The organism is Paenibacillus sp. FSL M7-0802 (assembly GCF_038004945.1).
Taxonomy (GTDB): domain Bacteria; phylum Bacillota; class Bacilli; order Paenibacillales; family Paenibacillaceae; genus Paenibacillus; species Paenibacillus polymyxa_B.
Genome location: NZ_JBBOSD010000001.1, coordinates 3,960,862 through 3,977,735, shown reverse-complemented (window position 1 = coordinate 3,977,735; position 16,874 = coordinate 3,960,862). Strand labels below are relative to the sequence as shown.

Sequence of the window (16,874 nt, the reverse complement as noted above, 5' to 3'; positions counted from 1 at the left end):
AGCTGTCCTCAGGCCGCTTTCATGCCTGTTGGACAGCTATATGGTGCACTATAAAATGCCTCTAAAATGACATTAGAACTTATGAACCGTATCGACGATCATCAGCAAGAAACTGAGTGTCAGATGGTTAATGGAAAAGAAAAATACTTTCTTCGCCCAGGAATCCGTTTCTTCTTCCTTAATCGTAAAACCTTTAAAGGCATAGAATGCCCACAGCACGGACAGTAACACGGACACGATCATAAAAATCATACCGGCATATCCATAAGCATACATAAGGATGGGTACCGGAATCAGCAATACAATATAAGGAATCATCTGAATCTTCGTCCGATGGATACCTTTTACGACTGGCAACAACGGAAATCCTGCTGCGCGATATTCCTCAACTCTGCGAATAGCAAGTGCCCAAAAGTGAGGAGGCTGCCATAAGAACAGGAGAGCGAATAAGAGCCAAGCGCCCATATCAATACGACCCGAAGCGGCCACATAACCAATCACCGGAGGCATTGCACCAGAAATACCGCCGATGGATGTGCTCCATGTAGACGAACGTTTTAACCAAAGTGTATAAATACCGACGTAGACGAACATACCAAGTAATCCCAGTAATCCTGCCGTTACACCAGAGAAGGAGAATAGAACAGCTAACCCAACAACGCCCAAAATAATAGCGTATGACAACACCGTTGTAGGGGTCAGACGCCCTGTTGGCAGTGAGCGATTACGTGTACGCTCCATTTTCAAATCCAGCTCACGGTCAAAATAGTTGTTAAAAACACAAGAAGACGCCATAACCAGCATTGTACCTAAAAGTGTAAGAATTAGCTTTATATAGTCAACATCCCATTGCGATGCTAACCAAAAACCACCAAAGGCTGCAACCAGATTGGTACGAAGGATGCCTGGCTTGGTAACTGTAATAAAATCTTTCCAAGTGCCCGCTTTACCGGGTGGTTTAGATTTTACAGAATAGGTAGCCGCATCCGAAGAAGTCTTATAACTTATATTATCCATTGTGAGTAACTCCCCCTTAGAGATGTATGAATTCGGGAGTAAGTTGAACTCCGATATAAATTTTATCATATACCTACCCCAAAAAGTTTGACAGAAAACGCACAAAACGTTCACAATTCCGATGGCAAATCGCCCCTGCTGATCGTTTACAGTAAATTTGGGTAGTAATAAGTACAGGAAACAATACAAAAGGAGCGACAGATATGGATACAGCCACACACTTTGTCATGGGAATCGGATTGGCCGGGCTGGCCTACACTGATCCTGTCGTCGCCGGAGATCCAAAGTTGGCCGCAGTCATACTGCTCGCTACAGTCGTAGGGTCACAAGCTCCGGATTTTGACACTTTGCTTCGGTTGAAAAACAATGCAGCCTACATTCGCAATCACCGTGGACTGTCGCATTCAATTCCCTTCTGGTTGATATGGATCTTGTCCATAACAGGACTGATTTGCCTGATCTTCAGAGATGTGCCCCCAGGTCATGTAGCATTATGGGTAACGATTGCCGTCTGCCTGCATGTATTCACAGATTTATTTAATACGTACGGAACACAGGCATTCCGACCGTTTACAAACAAGTGGATATCTTGGAATATCATCCATATTTTCGATCCCTTTATTTTTGGCACCCATGTTGCTGCGATTATGCTGTGGATCACCGGATTGACTCCACCCGCTCCCTTATTTATTACGTTGTACGTTATTATTGGCCTATATTACATTTGGCGAACCTGGAGTCATTTTATAACCAGAAAAGCGGTACGTAATATGGACAATGAGCGTCAGGAGGGCGACATCTATTATATCATTCCCACCGTATCATGGAACCGGTGGCATGTGGTAAAAGCTCATCAGAATGGAAGTTATGACATTGGCGGATTAAATGGCAAACACTTATTTTGGACGAAACATGCAATTCCATCCACACATCCTGCCGTAGAAGCATCTAAATCCTATCGCGATGTGCAGGCATTTCGCTATTTTTCCTCCTTTGCCGTTGCCGAGGTGGAGGAACTGGAATGGGGCTACATTGTGCGATGGGGAGACGTGAGGTATCGACACCGGAGACAATATCCATTCGTGGCTGTGGTCGCGATGGATAAGCAGTTCGGACTGATCAACAGCTATATTGGATGGCTCAGTGACGAAAAGATGCAAAAACGCCTTTCCCTGCATACGAATTAAAACCTGCTTACAAGCTAACAACAAGCCGTATGAACAACAGACAGCAAGTTCCCCTTAATCTGGGAGCTTGCTTTTTTTGGTCATTCCCGCAAAAAATCAGATCTCATGAAAGCGCCCTCTTGACGAAGCGGACTTGCGTGATTCACAATGGTCATAAGCCATGCGTAAAAAAATCCGGAGCATGATCGCTCCGGATTTTCTTCATCACAGTTGCTCATAATACAGCTTCCAAGATGGAGTGTTTATGTGTATTACTGCAAACGGCTGCTGCCCGACAAGGATTGTTCTGCTTGTTGGACCAGCTTTTTCGTGATATATCCCCCAAGCGAACCTGTTTCGCGGGAAACAACATTACCGAAGTAACCGTCCTGAGGGATGGTGATGCCAAGTTCTTGAGCTGCCTCATATTTTAATTGTTGTAAAGCGGCGTTGGCCTGCGGTACTTGCAGGTTGTTTGAACGACGTCTGCTCATATTTGAATCTCCTTTCAGTTCTTTGTGAGTGAGGTTCATTGCAAGCTTGCAAGATTATTATGGCTCGCTTACAACTACTTATTCCTGAAATTCAACATTCGAACACTGGAGGTTTTTACCAATGAGCAAAGGTTTATCCCTATGGTTCGCCGTTTCATCCATTGTCCTGCTGACCGCAGCCGCTATATCCATCAGTTATTCCGCATGGCTTGCCATTCTACTGGGGCTATTATCTGTCGGCAATATCGGCTGGGGTTTCGTGGTCAAAGCTCGACAACGCCGCTCCTAATCCAATCTTATAAAAGGCCTAATCCGTTCGCCTCAATATGCTTTAGCGTAGACGTGGCAGAAAGCCCATGCGCTCTTTGACCGCAGACAACGTGACTTCAGCCGCTTCTTGTGCGCGCTCTGCGGATTGGGCCAAAATACGTCCAATCTCACCGGATTCCCGGATGTCGCGATAGCGCTGCTGAATCGGTTCAAGCATAGCTACAACGGTCTCTGCCAGTTCTTTTTTAAATGTTCCGTACATTTGACCTTCATAGCGATCCTGCACTTCTTGGAGCGACAAACCGGAACACTGGCTGTAGATGCCCATCAGATTACTAATTTCCGGTTTATTGGCTGGATCATATCTAACCTCACTACCAGAATCGGTTGTAGCGCGGCTAATTTTCTTGCGTATGACTTTCGGTTCGTCCAGCAGGGCAATAAAGCTGCCTGCATTCGGATTGCTCTTACTCATTTTTTTGGATACATCATCCAGGGACATAATTCTCGCCCCTACTTCAGGGATATACGGTTCGGGAACAGTAAAATAATCTCCGTAACGGTGATTAAAGCGACCCGCCAAATCGCGTGTCAGCTCCAGATGCTGTTTCTGATCGTCGCCTACCGGAACGAGATCCGCGTTGTAGAGCAAAATGTCAGCTGCCATCAACGATGGATATACGAACAGCCCTGCTCCTACGGAGTCCTTGCCTGCCGCTTTGTCTTTAAACTGAGTCATACGTTCCAGCTCGCCCATATTCGTCAGTGTTGTCATCAACCATCCTAGCTCAGCGTGCTGAGGAACATGGGATTGTAAAAAGACATTGGATTTCTCCGGGTTAATACCTGCTGCGATAAATAATGCCGCTACCGCCTCCGACTGCTCACGTAATTGGGCCGGTTCCTGCGGTACGGTAATTGCATGAAGGTCCACGACCATAAAGTAGCATTGATGATCCTCTTGCAATTTGACAAAGTTTTTCATTGCACCAATATAATTGCCCAAAGTAAGTTGTCCGCTAGGCTGAATACCTGAAAGTACAGTTTTCATATTCTTCCTCCTCCGTTTATTTCAAAATTAGAACGCAAAAAGGCCCCGCATCCTCAAGGGACGCGAGACCGTGGTACCACCCTTATTCATTGCCGTCAGCCTATTACTTGTCAGAGCTATGCTCCGTGGCTGCCTGCAATCTTAAAGCTCCGTTAACGGGGAGCAATCGGCCGTCATACTGAGGACAGTAGAATCCTGTTCTGTTCGGCACTCCAAGGTCCATTCAGCAGTGCAGGCTCACCGGTTCCCATCCACCACCGGCTTTCTGAAGAGCTTATGCGAAAGCTTACTTGTCCTCATCATCGTGTTATCCATGTCATTACTTTCTAAACTACATTAATGATAATTCCGCATAATGTTATTGTCAAATGACGATTGTGCCCTACGATCAAAAATCTGTTATCATAATGACACGAAGCTTCAACCGATTATAGTGGACAAAGGAGCATGGATATGAAACAAGTGACCAAAGAACACTGGAACGGTTACGACACGTATGTTTTACATAGTGGTGAACTCGAAGTTACGATGATCCCTCGCCTCGGGAATAATATTATCTCAGTGCGTGATCTGAAGCTCGACCGGGATATCGTACGTCGGCCTGGTGAGGAAGAATTGGCTTTCTATTTACAAAAGCCTTATCATTTTGGCTTGCCCATTTTGATTCCTCCAGGCCGAATTCGCAAGGGACAATTTGAGTTTGACGGTGTTCCTTATCAGTTCGACCGAAATACAGCCAATGACAATCATATACACGGTCTGCATCGTAATCAGTCCTGGCGCTGCAGTGATATTGAAGAGGATGAAGAAGGTTGCAGTGTTACTACTGAGCTTTTGACAGAAAGTGATCCGCACTGGATGGAACAATTCCCCATTCCTTTACGTTTGGAGATGACGTATCGCTTGCAGGGTGCTGTATTAAGTCAAACGCTGCGCGTAACGAATTTAGGTGAAAAAGCAGCCCCATTTGGCTTGGGATATCACACTTGGTTTATGGTGGACGGAGAACCTGAGCGCTGGCGCCTAAAGCTGCCTGTGAACGGCGTATATGAGCAGGATGCTGAACAGCTACCTACAGGTATCATTACTTCGTTAGATGACTTGGAGCAGCTCTCTTCGGGTCTTTCTTTGAAAGGAACAAATCTAGATACTTTGCTGCGGGCAACGGAAGGCCCTGCTGAAGCTCTTTTGACCCGTGACGACGGTTATCAAATCCGCTACACAGCAGATGAGCAATACTATAAGTATTGGGTTTTATATACCAAAGGTGAATGCGACCAGTATCTTTGCATTGAGCCTTATACATGGCTGCCTGATGCACCCAATTCACCTGATCCTGTCGGGGAAGCCGGGCTGATCCGTCTGGAGCCTCAGCAATCCATCGACCTCAAAACTCAGATTCATATCATATATCCGTAATTTTCCTCTAGTCACTTTTCTTCCTTCGGCGCATATTTTCATAACTCTGTCGCATACTAACCTCATCACAGCCGAAGGAGGTGACTACACATGAATGAAGCTAATCAAGGCAGAAGCCGTCGCAGTAACAACCTAGTTGTTCCTCAAGCCAACAACGCATTGCAACAATTGAAATATGAAGCTGCACAAGAGCTGGGCATCACCATTCCGGCAGATGGTTACTACGGTGACATGCCATCCCGTGAAGCTGGTTCTCTGGGAGGCTATATCACTAAACGCTTGGTACAGCTGGCCGAACAGCAATTATCAGGTCGTTCAGGTCAATAAGCGTCATTATTCCGCGTGAGCATTCCGTTCATCGTAATTTACCAAAATACGTTATAACGGGCATATAACAAAGGCGGTCTTCCCTAGGAAGGCCGCCTTTTCTTTACTCTTTTTTATCAGGATTTTGCAAAATTCGATTCCAGTCGCTCCGAAGTGCAAGATATAGACGAACTAACCATTTCGATCTATATCTTGTTCATTGGAAGTCGCTTATGGGATTTTTGCAAAATTCTCATATAAATGTTTATTCCGAATTAGCCGCTCGGTATGTAGGCTTGTTGTAGCGGATCATGAGATTCGCCATGTTGTAGTTTGACTCCAGTGTTGCATCTACCAAAATCGTTCCTTGTCTGATGGCAAAATCGAAAGCAATCTCACCATGAGTCCAGCTACGCTTATGATTTAGCGTTTCTAGGGCCATACGCCGAAAATCCTCCCGATGCTTTACTGATAACCCCGGTTCTACTGCTGCAAATGTGCCACCTTTACCTGCAAGCGGATTATGACGAATCCCAAATTTCCCAACTACATTGTTACGTATTTGTACAAATACGATACCTGACGACAAACCCGCCAGTTCATTATCCAGTTCTTTTAAAACGATATCCATCTGCCTTGCCAACGACAATTGACCTACTTCATCCATTACAAAAACCCTCCTATATACCTTATCCAAAAATATTTAATAGGTCTTACGGCTCAATTATATGCGAAGATTTTTAACCTTACAATCAAAACCAACATAATTGGGTATTTATAACTATTTTCTAAGTATATCCATCATTTTAAATTTCGCCAACAGGTAATGTTAATTACACTTCGACATTTTGCGACTTTGTTCATCATCTTCTGCAAAAATTACAAAAAAGGCCTCCCTCGTGGGAGACCTCTAAAGTGTAAATCCGTTATTTTGTCATTTGTAAAAATTGCTCAATATCCTGAACAGTAACTTGCGCAGCATTACGCCAGAAGTCAGCCTGTGTTAAATCGGTACCTAAGTGCTTGGAAGCCAATTCTTCGACTGTCATGCGACCTGTATCACGCAGCAAGGCATCATATTGGTCGGCGAAGCCGTCAGGATTTTCCTTCGCAAAAGCGTAAATTCCTGCACTGAACATATACCCGAATGTGTACGGGAAGTTGTAGAATGGAGTATTCGTAATATAGAAATGCAGCTTGGATGCCCAAAAATGAGGATGAGCCTCATCCAGGACACCACTAAACGCTTCACGCTGCGCTTGTTCCATCAACTCGCTTAATTGTTGTGCTCCTACGACTCCTTTTTTCCGCAGCTCGTAAAAACGGGTTTCAAACAGGAAACGGGCATGAATGTTCATAAAGAAGGCTACACCACGCTGAATTTTATCCTCCAGCAAAGCCACCTTTTCCTGACCCTCGGCAGCTTCCAGCAACGCATCTGATACAATTAGTTCTGCCAGCGTCGATGCCGTCTCAGCTACGTTCATGGCATAATTTTGATTCAATGGGTGCAATTCATTCATCACATGCTGATGATAACCATGTCCGAGCTCATGGGCCAGTGTCGAAACATTGGATGGGGATCCGGCATAGGTCATAAAAATACGGGTCTCTTTGCTCAGACGCAGAGATGTACAGAAACCACCCGGACGTTTGCCTGGACGATCTTCTGCTTCGATCCAGCTTTTCTCAAAAGCCATTTGGGCAAATTCAGCCATTCTCGAGCTAAATTTACCAAATTGCTCAACAATCGTTACAGCAGCATCGTCGTAAGGGATTTTAGTGGTTGACGTCCCCAGCGGAGCTTCAACGTCATGCCAGGACAACTTCTCTAAGCCCAGCAGTTTTGCTTTCCGCTCCAAGTATTTGACTACAATAGGCTTTGTTTCATTAATAACCTGCCACATCGTATCCAGCGTTTGTGCAGACATACGGCTGATTTCCAGCGGTTCTTTAAGCACATCTGTCCAGCCTCGTTTTTCATATAGCTTCAGACGGAAGCCTGCCAAATGATTCAATGTATCCGCGCAATAGTCCTCTACCTGAGTCCATGCCTCTTCCCAACGTGCAAATACGTCTTTACGTACGCTGCGATCTGCTTCATCCAGCTTATTAGCTGCCTGACCTACAGACAGGTTTACGATCTCGCCATTTTCTGGCACAGGGATCGTCATATTTTTGACAATGGTATCATAAAAGTCGCCCCAGCCATGGTAGCCATCCACTGCCAGATCCAATGCAAGGCTTTCCAGCTCAGGAGCCATTTTTTCACGTGCTTCGTTCCGATATTCGGTCAGGACAAAAGAAATCGGCTGGATAGCTTCGCGCTCCATCCATTTCTGCCAAATGTCTTCACTGGTTTGTGCCAGCAAGTTCTGGAAAGATACTAAAGCACTTTTTCCTTGGGCATATAGCGTATTGACACGCGCCCCCAGTTGAACAGCCAGCTTGTCGTGCTGGTTTTGAGCAGTTAGACAAGAGACAAAGGAACCCGCCTGCGACGCACCATTAAACAGCTCCTGTATGCTATTCAGTACACTATCCAGACGCTCGGTATCCAATACCGTTTGTGGTACTTTGGCTGCTTTAAGCTGAGCTTGCAGTTGTTGGACCTTGCTTTCCATTTCTTCCAAAAATGCAAGAAATGAGGCAGAGGAAGATCCTCCGCTAAAAATAGATTCCAGATCCCATGTTTGCTTTAACGGTGTTTTCATAATAGTTCCACCTTTCTTTTTTGGCGAATTCTTGTGGTTTCATATACAATAAAGCTACATCGTGATAGTAAATCACTACAATTGGGAGGAAAACAGGATGAGACCCTTACAAATTTCGCCGGAAACGGCTGTGAAATTATCCGAAAAGCTCGGCATTCCGCTGGAACACCTTATGCATACACCCCAGCACATTTTGATGCAAAAGCTAGCCGAACTGGCTAAAGAAGAAACCGCTGACCCGAACGGCGGAGAATCGGACAAATCATGATCCCTTTTCATAAAACCTGGCCTTATGACATCGTCATGGGAGACGTTTATGTACAGTCTTGTCCGTTTTGCGACCATGATAATGTTTTGCTGCCCCTGAAGCCAAAAGAACTTAAGCTCATACACGAAGGTATGAAAAAGCTGCTTGTGTTTCCATGCTGCCATAACAAGGTTACTTTAGTGGATTGTGATGACGATTATTTGCTGTCAGATACCACATTGCGTCATCATTAATTCATGAGGCAGTTGTAAGATAAGATAACCCGTTTTACAAACAAGGTGTGAACCATGAGCCTAAATCGGCCATAGTGCACACCTTTATTTCTTCAGGAGGAGCTTGCGTCTTGCATTTCCTCCGGCAGTTGGTAATTTTTAGCCAGCATTTGTTCTCGCAGTACAGACCACTGTTCACGGGAAGCCCGGATCATGGCTGCATCCATAATCTTTTTGTCATTAATGACACGCGAAAACCAGCGTACCGCTTCGTTAAAGTTGCCTGTACGTCGATGCAATTCACCAATCAGATAAAGCAGTTTGGCATTATTCGCCCCGACACCCTCCAGCTCATAGACCCGAACATAAGAATCCAGGCTAAATTTGAGAAAGCGAAGCTCCTGCTCCTCATTTCCCTGGTATCTGTACATCCAAGCGATATGCTGTAATAGACTAGCTACTACGCGTTCCTTTTCTCCGATGACCTGGGCACATAGTAAACCCAGTTTATACGTTTCTAATGCCTCTTCCCAGCTACGATGCCCGCCATATTCGCGAGACTGCCAGCGATTACCGATTTTATCCTTGAATATCTTGGTTTGCTGTTCGCTTAACTGAACGGTAGAGTGCTCTGTCGAGGTAAATCCACAATGAGGACAGACCCTTACGACATAAAAATCCGGATTTTCATTCTTATAATAAGCACAAAAATCTGAATCCGTACGAATGGCCTTCTTTAGGCTTGGTCTTACACGGGATGTCTGAAATTCTTCTTCGCAATGTGGGCAAATGATTTTGATCTGATATAACGGTTCAAGTTCCAATGTTTTTACAACCCTCTCCAAAATTCGGCAATCCCCGAAAGCTTACGGGGTATTTACAAAATGATGCGCAGGACCAGACAAACGGTTAAGTATGATTGAACGAAGCGGCTCCTCAATGCCCGTATCCGTTAACGCACCTGCCATACAAGACAACCATGCCTCTGCTCGCTCCTCCGTTACGGGAAACTTCATATGTCTGGCACGTAACATCGGATGACCATATGCATCAGAAAAAAGGGACGGTCCTCCAAAAAACTGGCTCAGGAACATATACTGCTTTTCCTTAACCGGTTCCATGTCTTTAGGAAACAGGGGACTTAACAACGGATCTTTATAAACTCTCGGGTAGAAGGCCTCAATAATAGCACGAACACCTTCCGCACCCCCAAGGTTGTCATAAATGCTCAGGCTAGGGTTCACTTTTTCTCCAACTTTCTGTGCTATGGTAATAAATATACACCCGTATTATAACAAAAAACAAAAAATGACGCTAAAAATAAGCGTCATTTTATCAATTTAACATATGAAGAGGGTGTGCTTCGTTGCACACAGCTTCGTCATTCTATAAATACCACTAATAACTCCGCCAATCCTCTTCACCGGGATGGACGAGAGAGGCACGAATAACATACACAAAAGCACATACGAACAGACCGGCAACGATACTCATCCTGATCACTCCATCCTTAAGGTTATGGATCGTTGTTTTCCTATTTTAACATACTATTTACAAAAATACAGCAATAAATGTAACCGTTTTCTTTGATTTTTTTGTACTCTTTGTCCATCCCCGACATAGGTATATTAGTACAACACCAAAGGAGGGGCCTCTATGTCGCTATACCGTCGTTACTCGCTTCCTCTGCTCATCCTTACACTGCTATTCCTGTTTATGCTTATGGCTGTATACCCGCAATCTTCTCTGAATGCCGGGCTTCGGGGGCTTGCCATCTGGTGGGACGTGCTGTTTCCGTCTTTATTCCCGTTTTTCGTTATTTCCGAGCTTCTCCTCGGTTTCGGAATTGTTCATTTCATAGGTGCGCTGTTGGATCCGCTGATGCAGCCTCTATTCCGTGTACCTGGCTGTGGGGGTTTTGTCGCTGCGGTCAGCTGTGCATCCGGTTACCCGATTGGAGCTAAACTAACAGCCAAGCTGTGGGAGCAAAAATGGATCACACGCATTGAAGGAGAGCGTTTGGTCGCGTTTACTACTTCCTCTGATCCGATATTTTTGATCGGTGCGGTTTCCGTTGGCTTCTTCCATCAACCAGAAATTGCACTCGTACTAGGCGCGGCCCATTATGGTGGCGTGCTCATCATCGGGCTGCTTATGCGCTTCCACGGTTCCCGTTCAGGGGAAACAGGTACTCGCAGCGACCGCCAACCTACTCAAAAAGCCTGGTCGAAGTCCAAGAATACAAAAGCAGCAGATCGCAATAGGCAGCCTGGACCCCTACGCCAAGCATTATATGCCATGCATACAGCTCGTTTGGAAGATGGTCGCCCATTGGGTGAGTTACTTCGTCAGGCGATTACTTCCTCCCTACGCCTTATTATTGTCGTAGGAGGGCTAGTTGTATTCTTCTGCGTCATTTTAGAAGCTTTGACGAACTCCGGTTTAATGAGCGGGCTTCATCTGCTTACAGCAAGCCTATTGACTGCATGTGGTCTTCCTCCTACGTTAACGGAGTCCATTGTGGGTGGTATTTTCGAAGTCACTTTAGGAGCGCAAGCCGCAGGTAAAGCCACGGCAGCGGCGTTACCATTCAAGGTAGCCGCAGCCGCTTTTGTTCTCTCCTGGGGCGGGCTGTCGGTTCATGCGCAGGTTGCAAGTATTTTAAATATGACGGATCTTCGTTATTTGCCATTTTTGTTGGCCCGGGCTGCGCACGGCATCATCTCAGCACTGCTAGCTCTCGTGTTATGGCGGCCTCTTATGGGACAGGGAAGCTCTCCAGTCTTTTCTCCGATATACGACATCGCGTGGTCACCTGGCTTCTCGTCCGTCATGTTGTTGCAAAGTCTGCTGTTTCTTGCCTTTATACTGGCTGGAATGCTTAGTCTCTCATGGTTGAGTGTGGGTACAAGTCGCTTATATGTACGTTTGAGAAGAACACACAGGCAATGAACGATTGTGTTCTTGCTCATAATTGATTATGATCGATATATACCCATGACAAAGGAGCTTTTCATCTTGAGATATTATGTTCTGGATCGCGGGGATCAGCACTCCATGGACTTGAGTCAGCAATTTCACCGTCTTGCCCAAGAAAAGAATTTCAAGCTGGATGCCGAATCGCCGGAAATCGTCGTGTCTATTGGAGGCGATGGTACGATGCTTCATGCGTTTCATACCTTCATCGACCGCATTCCGGATATTGCCTTTGTTGGTGTACATACCGGTCATCTAGGCTTTTACGCTGATTGGCGTGCGGACGAGCTGGAGGAGCTAATCCACCTGATGAGCCAAAGCGGATCTGAAGGACCGCTTAACCCGAGAATCGTTAAGTATCCACTGATTGAGTTGGAAATTCACAAGAAGTCAGGCAATGCTTCTTTTATTGCCTTGAATGAATTTACATTAAAAGGGGTGGATGGCACTGTCGTTGCCCAAGTAGATATTAACGATATCACCTTTGAAATGTTTCGCGGTGATGGTATATGTGTTTCTACCCCCTCAGGAACGACCGCCTATAATAAAGCACTTGGCGGAGCTATGGTTCATCCCACCATTGAAGCATTGCAATTGACTGAGATCGCTTCCATTAATAACCGTGTGTATCGGACACTGGGATCGCCATTGCTACTGCCCAAACACCATCATTGTGATATTTTTTCACGGAAAGATCAGCGTCTCTTATTGACAGTAGATCACCTCAACTTTCCTGTGGATGACTTAATCTCTGTTCGATGTCAGGTCGCAAGTCAGAAGATCAGCTTCGCTCGTTACCGTCCTTTCCCATTTTGGGATCGAGTACGCAACGCTTTTCTTAATTAGAACCTATAAAAGAGCCGAATCTGGCTCTTTTTTTACAAACAAAACGGCCCCTGAAAATTCAGGAACCGTTTTGTTGTGGAGCTGTAAATGTTTTATTCTTTTTACTACCCTCAGCTCTTTCGGCTTTAGCAGCTGGCTGGGTCTGACGCTGGCCCTCAGGTTCACGAGAGACACGAACTTGCCGTCCCTCCCGATTTTCCTTTGATTGACGCTCATAGCGTGGTCCACGCGATTCCTTTTTATCGAAACTCCCTTGCTGATTGCGCTGTCTACGTGGTTCCCGGGCTTGCTGCCCTTCACCCGGATTGCGTCCATCCTTTGCTTCACGTGGTTCTCTTGGCTGGCGCGAATCGCGTGCTTCACGTGGCTCACGCTGCCGATTTCCTTCACGTCCTTCTCTGGATGGACGACTTTCGCGAGCTTCACGCGGCTGTCGCTCACGTACTTCCTGGGCATCCTTCGATTCCCGACGTTGCAACTCGCGTGGTTCCCGGGATTCTCGAGGCTGCTCCACTCGCGATTCCTCCGTAGCTGTGGAATCCTGCTGTGATTGCGGCCACTCCTGTTCTCCAGCTGTATGTTGCAATACTTCTTGCTGCTCTTCGGGTTCTAGCGTTCCTGCTTGTTCCCTTTGAGCATCTACCAACTGCTGAATATCTGGAGCAATGATTTCATCATTGACCCCGTTTTTATTAACCACTTCACGACTTTTTTGCAACACAAAATAGGCACAGCCAAAATTGCAGTATTCATTAATGTAATCGTCCAGTATCACTATAGATGTATCCTTATTTGCTTTGGGATGACCGTCTCGATAAAAGCCCTTAAGACGTAGCTGATTGTAACCCCAATCACCAATAATGTAATCATAGCGATCCAGCACTTCACTATACCGATCACGAAACGCTTCGGGATTCCACCCGTTCTTGTGATCCTGCAACAATTCATAGTTTTTACCACCGATTTGAAACAAGCTATTCTGACCGCCTTTCCCGGATCAAGCCTGCGAAAGGGCGCCTTCTTCCTTATGCTGAGCGGCTGACTTCACCTGCTCATGCGCTTGGTAGGAGCTGCGGACCAACGGTCCGGATTCGACGTGGCTGAATCCCCGCTGTAATCCCTCTTCCTTTAACTTCGCAAAATCTTCCGGTGGATAATATTTTTGCACATATAAATGTTTCTCGGACGGCTGCAAATATTGACCAATTGTCATAATGTCACAATCGACTTTGCGCAGATCATCCATGGTTTGTAAGATCTCGTCCCACTCTTCCCCGACACCTAGCATGATGCTTGATTTCGTTGGAATAGCCGGATTTAATTGCTTCGCACGTTGAAGCAGCTCCAGAGAGCGACGGTATTTCGCTTTAGCCCGAACTTTGTCGGACATTCGCTCCACCGTTTCAATATTATGATTCAGAATATCTGGCTTGGCATCCATGACGATTCGTAGCGATTCAATATCGCCCATAAAATCGGGAATCAATACTTCTACACTGCAAAAAGGTAACCGGCGGCGAATCGCACGAACCGTTTCTGCAAATATAGTAGCACCTCCATCTTTCAAATCGTCGCGAGCCACACTGGTTACGACACAGTGCTTCAAATTCATGTTTTCAGCCGCTTCAGCGACGCGTTCAGGCTCCTGCAAGTCCAGTTCCGTAGGCATTCCCGTATTTACTGCGCAAAAACGACACGCACGCGTACAAGTATCACCCAAAATCATAAATGTAGCTGTCCTATTGGCCCAGCATTCATATATATTAGGGCATCGTGCCTCCTCACATACGGTATGTAATGTCTTGGAACGCATCATGCTCTTGATTTCCTGATAGTTATCGCCTGTCGTAAGTTTAATACGAATCCAGTCGGGCTTAGCTTCCTTCACTTTTCTAGACAATGGCATAGACCTTCTTTCTGATAAGCTTAAGCTGTCATTGCCATACATTATAACATGAAAGCCATGGAAAAACCTCCATTCATTGTTCCCTTTTTGATATGACATTGATGCCGGAAAAAGTAAACTCTTTACATGGATAAAAGCGGCGGATATGGCTCAATCTAAACAAAAGCACCCTATTCACGCTATTGAATACGGGGCCTAGAATTTACCGGGCGATTAAGCCCTTCTATAGGAGGTCGGTTCACGTGCCTTACCCTACGCGGACAGCCCGAGCTGTTCGTTTGTTATCGCTGCTGTTATGCGCTACTACACTGACAACGGCCTGTCCGCTTCCTGCCCATGCCTTTGCCAATCACTTACAGTCCTCGTCCGCCAGAAGCAGCCTGACCGCAAATGTAGATGCTTCACATGTTCAGTCTTCGTCGTATACGTCCAGGCTGGCTCTATATCATTCCATCGAAGCCCTGACTGGAGTTCCTTGGTACAGGCTGGCCGCCATCGACCAGTATGAACGCACACTTACAGTGGCCCATCCCAGGGATCGCAAGCATGCGGAACGGATCATAGGTATTTTCATCACGGGACCAGTCTGGTCCGGCCTGATGAACCCTGATTCGGAGGATCAAAATCCGCGTTCCATTGAACTATTTTCCGGGCTGGGACAAGACGGTTCGGGTGATGGAATCGCTGACCGTAATAATGACAAGGATCTGCTATTCAGCATCGCATCTTATCTCGGAAAGTATGGAAACAACGAGGATGAATTTGGTATTGCCGTTTGGGAATATTACCATAACAGCCGCGCAGTTCAAAGAGTTCAGCAGTTTGCCAAGCTGTATCGGACGTATGGCAAGCTGGATCTGGTCAGTCAAGCTTTCCCCCTTCCTTTAGGCAGCATCTATAGCTACCGCAGCACATGGGGAAGCCGTCGTAGCTGGGGCGGTTACCGTATACATGAAGGAACTGATCTGTTTGCTGGCTATGGAGTTCCAGTTCGCAGTACCTGCTACGGTGTAGTTGAAATGAAGGGCTGGAATCCCTTCGGCGGATGGCGAATCGGAATCCGAGATCTCAACAACCGCTATCACTACTATGCGCATCTTTCCGGCTTTGACAAAACCGTCCACAACGGAGACATCGTTACACCCGGTCAGACGGTTGGCTGGGTCGGAAGCTCGGGCTATGGAAAACCCGGTACCCAAGGCAAGTTTCCACCGCATCTGCACTATGGTATATATCGGGACAATGGCTGGGCAGATTGGTCCTTTGACCCGTATCCGTTATTAAGACAGTGGGAGCAGACCGAACGCAAAGCGCTCAAAACAGGAAAAACAAAAGGGACCTCCTCATAGGGTCTCTTTTGTTTTTCCTGAGCGTCTGACGTCAGTCCCCCTCTGCTCTATGGCGTTGGGGACTGACTGGAGGTGTTTTGGTCTTCCTGTACCTCTGGAACACTTACTGTGCTGGGATCTACAGCGCCGCTACTCTCTATGGAATGGGGAGGCAACGCCAACTGCGGAGCGGCTGCACCATTTTTACCCACTGGTTTCCCCTGATTGTCATAGTAGTACATCGGAACGTTGCCTACCACTAATAAATAAGAAACCGGAATTTCCGTCTCCACAATCTGAGGTTGCATCTCAAACGGTATAACCACGGACACTTCCGTCGTAATCCGAATGTACACTTCCACCAAGATCATGTTTATGCCCGCATCCTGTTGACGGGTATTTAAATCCACCTTGATTGCTCCATGCGGCTCCACCTTTAGGGGGACCGTTGGTCCATAAGCTGCCAACAGTGGACTGCCCAATGCCTGACCAATCGGAACACTCTCATCAAAATGGCTCATGCTGTCCATCGTTGCCTTGACTGCTTTGAGCGTGTCTGACGTAATTCTCATATGCTCTGCATAATTCAGAACAAAGCCGGAGGTTCTTCCTTGTGCATCCGTTCTCCATTCGATCAAATTATCAGCCGTCTTCCCCTGCTCTACCTGTGCTGTAATTGCTGAATTAATAGCCTCCGTCGCCATTTGTTTGACCCGTACTTTTGCCAGGTGCATCATAGGCGGCTTCAAATGCTGCTCCACATAAGCAGCCACCTGTATGATTCCCACCAGCAGCGCCAGTACCACAATCAAAAATACTCTACGTCTGCCGCGTCGTCTTCTGTTGGGCGCGCTGTGCCATTGCGGTCTTCTCATCATCCGATCCCCCCGCAGCGTTGAAC

19 protein-coding genes and 1 other annotated feature are annotated in these 16,874 nt (G+C 46.4%); of the genes, 9 read left to right on the top strand and 10 right to left on the bottom strand.

Annotated elements, in window-relative coordinates:
* Positions 1–72: 72 nt before the first annotated feature.
* On the bottom strand, positions 73–1,017 hold the full coding sequence (gene cyoE, locus MHB54_RS18315) for a heme o synthase (RefSeq protein ID WP_023990199.1): 945 nt from the start codon (positions 1,015–1,017) through the stop codon (positions 73–75).
* A gap of 203 nt (positions 1,018–1,220) precedes the next feature.
* On the opposite strand from cyoE, the gene MHB54_RS18310 reads away from it, so the two are divergent.
* Positions 1,221–2,204, top strand: coding sequence for a metal-dependent hydrolase (locus MHB54_RS18310; RefSeq protein WP_023990200.1), 984 nt, complete (start codon positions 1,221–1,223; stop codon positions 2,202–2,204).
* A gap of 251 nt (positions 2,205–2,455) precedes the next feature.
* Here the strand turns inward: MHB54_RS18310 and MHB54_RS18305 are convergent, their stop codons facing one another.
* On the bottom strand, positions 2,456–2,677 hold the full coding sequence (locus MHB54_RS18305) for an alpha/beta-type small acid-soluble spore protein (protein ID WP_013311857.1): 222 nt from the start codon (positions 2,675–2,677) through the stop codon (positions 2,456–2,458).
* Positions 2,678–2,798: 121 nt separating this feature from the next.
* Between MHB54_RS18305 and MHB54_RS18300 the strand changes: the two genes are divergently transcribed.
* Positions 2,799–2,966: a hypothetical protein gene (locus MHB54_RS18300; protein WP_007431986.1), complete on the top strand. Its 168-nt coding sequence runs from the start codon at positions 2,799–2,801 to the stop codon at positions 2,964–2,966.
* A 42-nt stretch (positions 2,967–3,008) separates the two neighbouring features.
* On the opposite strand, the gene trpS is transcribed toward MHB54_RS18300, so the two are convergent.
* On the bottom strand, positions 3,009–3,998 hold the full coding sequence (gene trpS, locus MHB54_RS18295) for a tryptophan--tRNA ligase (RefSeq protein ID WP_023990202.1): 990 nt from the start codon (positions 3,996–3,998) through the stop codon (positions 3,009–3,011).
* Between the two features lie 53 nt (positions 3,999–4,051).
* Positions 4,052–4,310 (bottom strand) — a binding site (T-box leader).
* A gap of 141 nt (positions 4,311–4,451) precedes the next feature.
* On the opposite strand from trpS, the gene MHB54_RS18290 reads away from it, so the two are divergent.
* Together MHB54_RS18290 and MHB54_RS18285 are read left to right on the top strand one after the other, a co-directional pair.
* On the top strand, positions 4,452–5,417 hold the full coding sequence (locus MHB54_RS18290; RefSeq protein ID WP_023990203.1) for an aldose 1-epimerase: 966 nt from the start codon (positions 4,452–4,454) through the stop codon (positions 5,415–5,417).
* 90 nt (positions 5,418–5,507) lie between these two features.
* Positions 5,508–5,744: an alpha/beta-type small acid-soluble spore protein gene (locus MHB54_RS18285; protein WP_013311861.1), complete on the top strand. Its 237-nt coding sequence runs from the start codon at positions 5,508–5,510 to the stop codon at positions 5,742–5,744.
* A 244-nt stretch (positions 5,745–5,988) separates the two neighbouring features.
* Here the strand turns inward: MHB54_RS18285 and MHB54_RS18280 are convergent, their stop codons facing one another.
* Positions 5,989–6,390 carry a hypothetical protein gene (locus tag MHB54_RS18280; protein ID WP_023990204.1) on the bottom strand — a complete coding sequence of 134 codons (402 nt, stop codon included), beginning with the start codon at positions 6,388–6,390 and terminating at the stop codon, positions 5,989–5,991.
* A 259-nt stretch (positions 6,391–6,649) separates the two neighbouring features.
* Complete coding sequence (locus MHB54_RS18275; RefSeq protein ID WP_075154720.1) at positions 6,650–8,437, bottom strand: M3 family oligoendopeptidase; 1,788 nt, start codon at positions 8,435–8,437, stop codon at positions 6,650–6,652.
* 97 nt (positions 8,438–8,534) lie between these two features.
* Between MHB54_RS18275 and MHB54_RS18270 the strand changes: the two genes are divergently transcribed.
* Both MHB54_RS18270 and MHB54_RS18265 read left to right on the top strand, forming a co-directional pair.
* Positions 8,535–8,705 (top strand): YycC family protein, encoded by a 171-nt coding sequence (locus tag MHB54_RS18270; protein ID WP_014277894.1) that lies wholly within the window; start codon positions 8,535–8,537, stop codon positions 8,703–8,705.
* Entirely contained in the window at positions 8,702–8,938 is a 237-nt protein-coding gene (locus MHB54_RS18265) for a hypothetical protein (protein WP_023990206.1), read from the top strand. Before MHB54_RS18270 ends, MHB54_RS18265 begins: the two co-directional genes overlap by 4 nt.
* 92 nt (positions 8,939–9,030) lie before the next feature.
* Here MHB54_RS18265 and MHB54_RS18260 read toward each other — a convergent pair whose 3' ends face one another.
* Together MHB54_RS18260 and MHB54_RS18255 are read right to left on the bottom strand one after the other, a co-directional pair.
* Complete coding sequence (locus MHB54_RS18260) at positions 9,031–9,741, bottom strand: DUF2225 domain-containing protein (RefSeq protein ID WP_023990207.1); 711 nt, start codon at positions 9,739–9,741, stop codon at positions 9,031–9,033.
* 42 nt (positions 9,742–9,783) lie between these two features.
* Entirely contained in the window at positions 9,784–10,161 is a 378-nt protein-coding gene (locus tag MHB54_RS18255) for a globin domain-containing protein (protein ID WP_023990208.1), read from the bottom strand.
* Positions 10,162–10,573: 412 nt separating this feature from the next.
* Between MHB54_RS18255 and ylbJ the strand changes: the two genes are divergently transcribed.
* A complete protein-coding gene (gene ylbJ, locus MHB54_RS18250) occupies positions 10,574–11,869 on the top strand; it encodes a sporulation integral membrane protein YlbJ (RefSeq protein ID WP_023990209.1) in 1,296 nt (431 codons plus the stop codon).
* 66 nt (positions 11,870–11,935) lie between these two features.
* On the top strand, positions 11,936–12,739 hold the full coding sequence (locus MHB54_RS18245; RefSeq protein WP_013372943.1) for an NAD kinase: 804 nt from the start codon (positions 11,936–11,938) through the stop codon (positions 12,737–12,739).
* 58 nt (positions 12,740–12,797) lie between these two features.
* Here MHB54_RS18245 and MHB54_RS18240 read toward each other — a convergent pair whose 3' ends face one another.
* Positions 12,798–13,712 (bottom strand): YutD family protein, encoded by a 915-nt coding sequence (locus tag MHB54_RS18240; RefSeq protein WP_028541418.1) that lies wholly within the window; start codon positions 13,710–13,712, stop codon positions 12,798–12,800.
* 24 nt (positions 13,713–13,736) lie between these two features.
* On the bottom strand, positions 13,737–14,639 hold the full coding sequence (lipA, locus tag MHB54_RS18235) for a lipoyl synthase (protein WP_023990211.1): 903 nt from the start codon (positions 14,637–14,639) through the stop codon (positions 13,737–13,739).
* 248 nt (positions 14,640–14,887) lie between these two features.
* On the opposite strand from lipA, the gene MHB54_RS18230 reads away from it, so the two are divergent.
* Positions 14,888–15,994: a M23 family metallopeptidase gene (locus MHB54_RS18230; protein ID WP_053326070.1), complete on the top strand. Its 1,107-nt coding sequence runs from the start codon at positions 14,888–14,890 to the stop codon at positions 15,992–15,994.
* Positions 15,995–16,041: 47 nt separating this feature from the next.
* On the opposite strand, the gene yunB is transcribed toward MHB54_RS18230, so the two are convergent.
* Positions 16,042–16,851, bottom strand: a complete 810-nt coding sequence (gene yunB, locus MHB54_RS18225) for a sporulation protein YunB (RefSeq protein ID WP_023990213.1) — start codon at positions 16,849–16,851, stop codon at positions 16,042–16,044.
* Positions 16,852–16,874 lie beyond the last annotated feature (23 nt).

Coding starts and splice junctions, on each gene's coding strand:
- yunB (WP_023990213.1), bottom strand. CDS start 16,851: ATGATGAGAAGACCGCAATGGCACAGCGCGCCCAACAGAAGACGACGC.
- MHB54_RS18290 (WP_023990203.1), top strand. CDS start 4,452: ATGAAACAAGTGACCAAAGAACACTGGAACGGTTACGACACGTATGTT.
- MHB54_RS18300 (WP_007431986.1), top strand. CDS start 2,799: ATGAGCAAAGGTTTATCCCTATGGTTCGCCGTTTCATCCATTGTCCTG.
- MHB54_RS18305 (WP_013311857.1), bottom strand. CDS start 2,677: ATGAGCAGACGTCGTTCAAACAACCTGCAAGTACCGCAGGCCAACGCC.
- MHB54_RS18280 (WP_023990204.1), bottom strand. CDS start 6,390: ATGGATGAAGTAGGTCAATTGTCGTTGGCAAGGCAGATGGATATCGTT.
- MHB54_RS18270 (WP_014277894.1), top strand. CDS start 8,535: ATGAGACCCTTACAAATTTCGCCGGAAACGGCTGTGAAATTATCCGAA.
- MHB54_RS18265 (WP_023990206.1), top strand. CDS start 8,702: ATGATCCCTTTTCATAAAACCTGGCCTTATGACATCGTCATGGGAGAC.
- cyoE (WP_023990199.1), bottom strand. CDS start 1,017: ATGGATAATATAAGTTATAAGACTTCTTCGGATGCGGCTACCTATTCT.
- ylbJ (WP_023990209.1), top strand. CDS start 10,574: ATGTCGCTATACCGTCGTTACTCGCTTCCTCTGCTCATCCTTACACTG.
- MHB54_RS18310 (WP_023990200.1), top strand. CDS start 1,221: ATGGATACAGCCACACACTTTGTCATGGGAATCGGATTGGCCGGGCTG.
- MHB54_RS18285 (WP_013311861.1), top strand. CDS start 5,508: ATGAATGAAGCTAATCAAGGCAGAAGCCGTCGCAGTAACAACCTAGTT.
- trpS (WP_023990202.1), bottom strand. CDS start 3,998: ATGAAAACTGTACTTTCAGGTATTCAGCCTAGCGGACAACTTACTTTG.
- MHB54_RS18275 (WP_075154720.1), bottom strand. CDS start 8,437: ATGAAAACACCGTTAAAGCAAACATGGGATCTGGAATCTATTTTTAGC.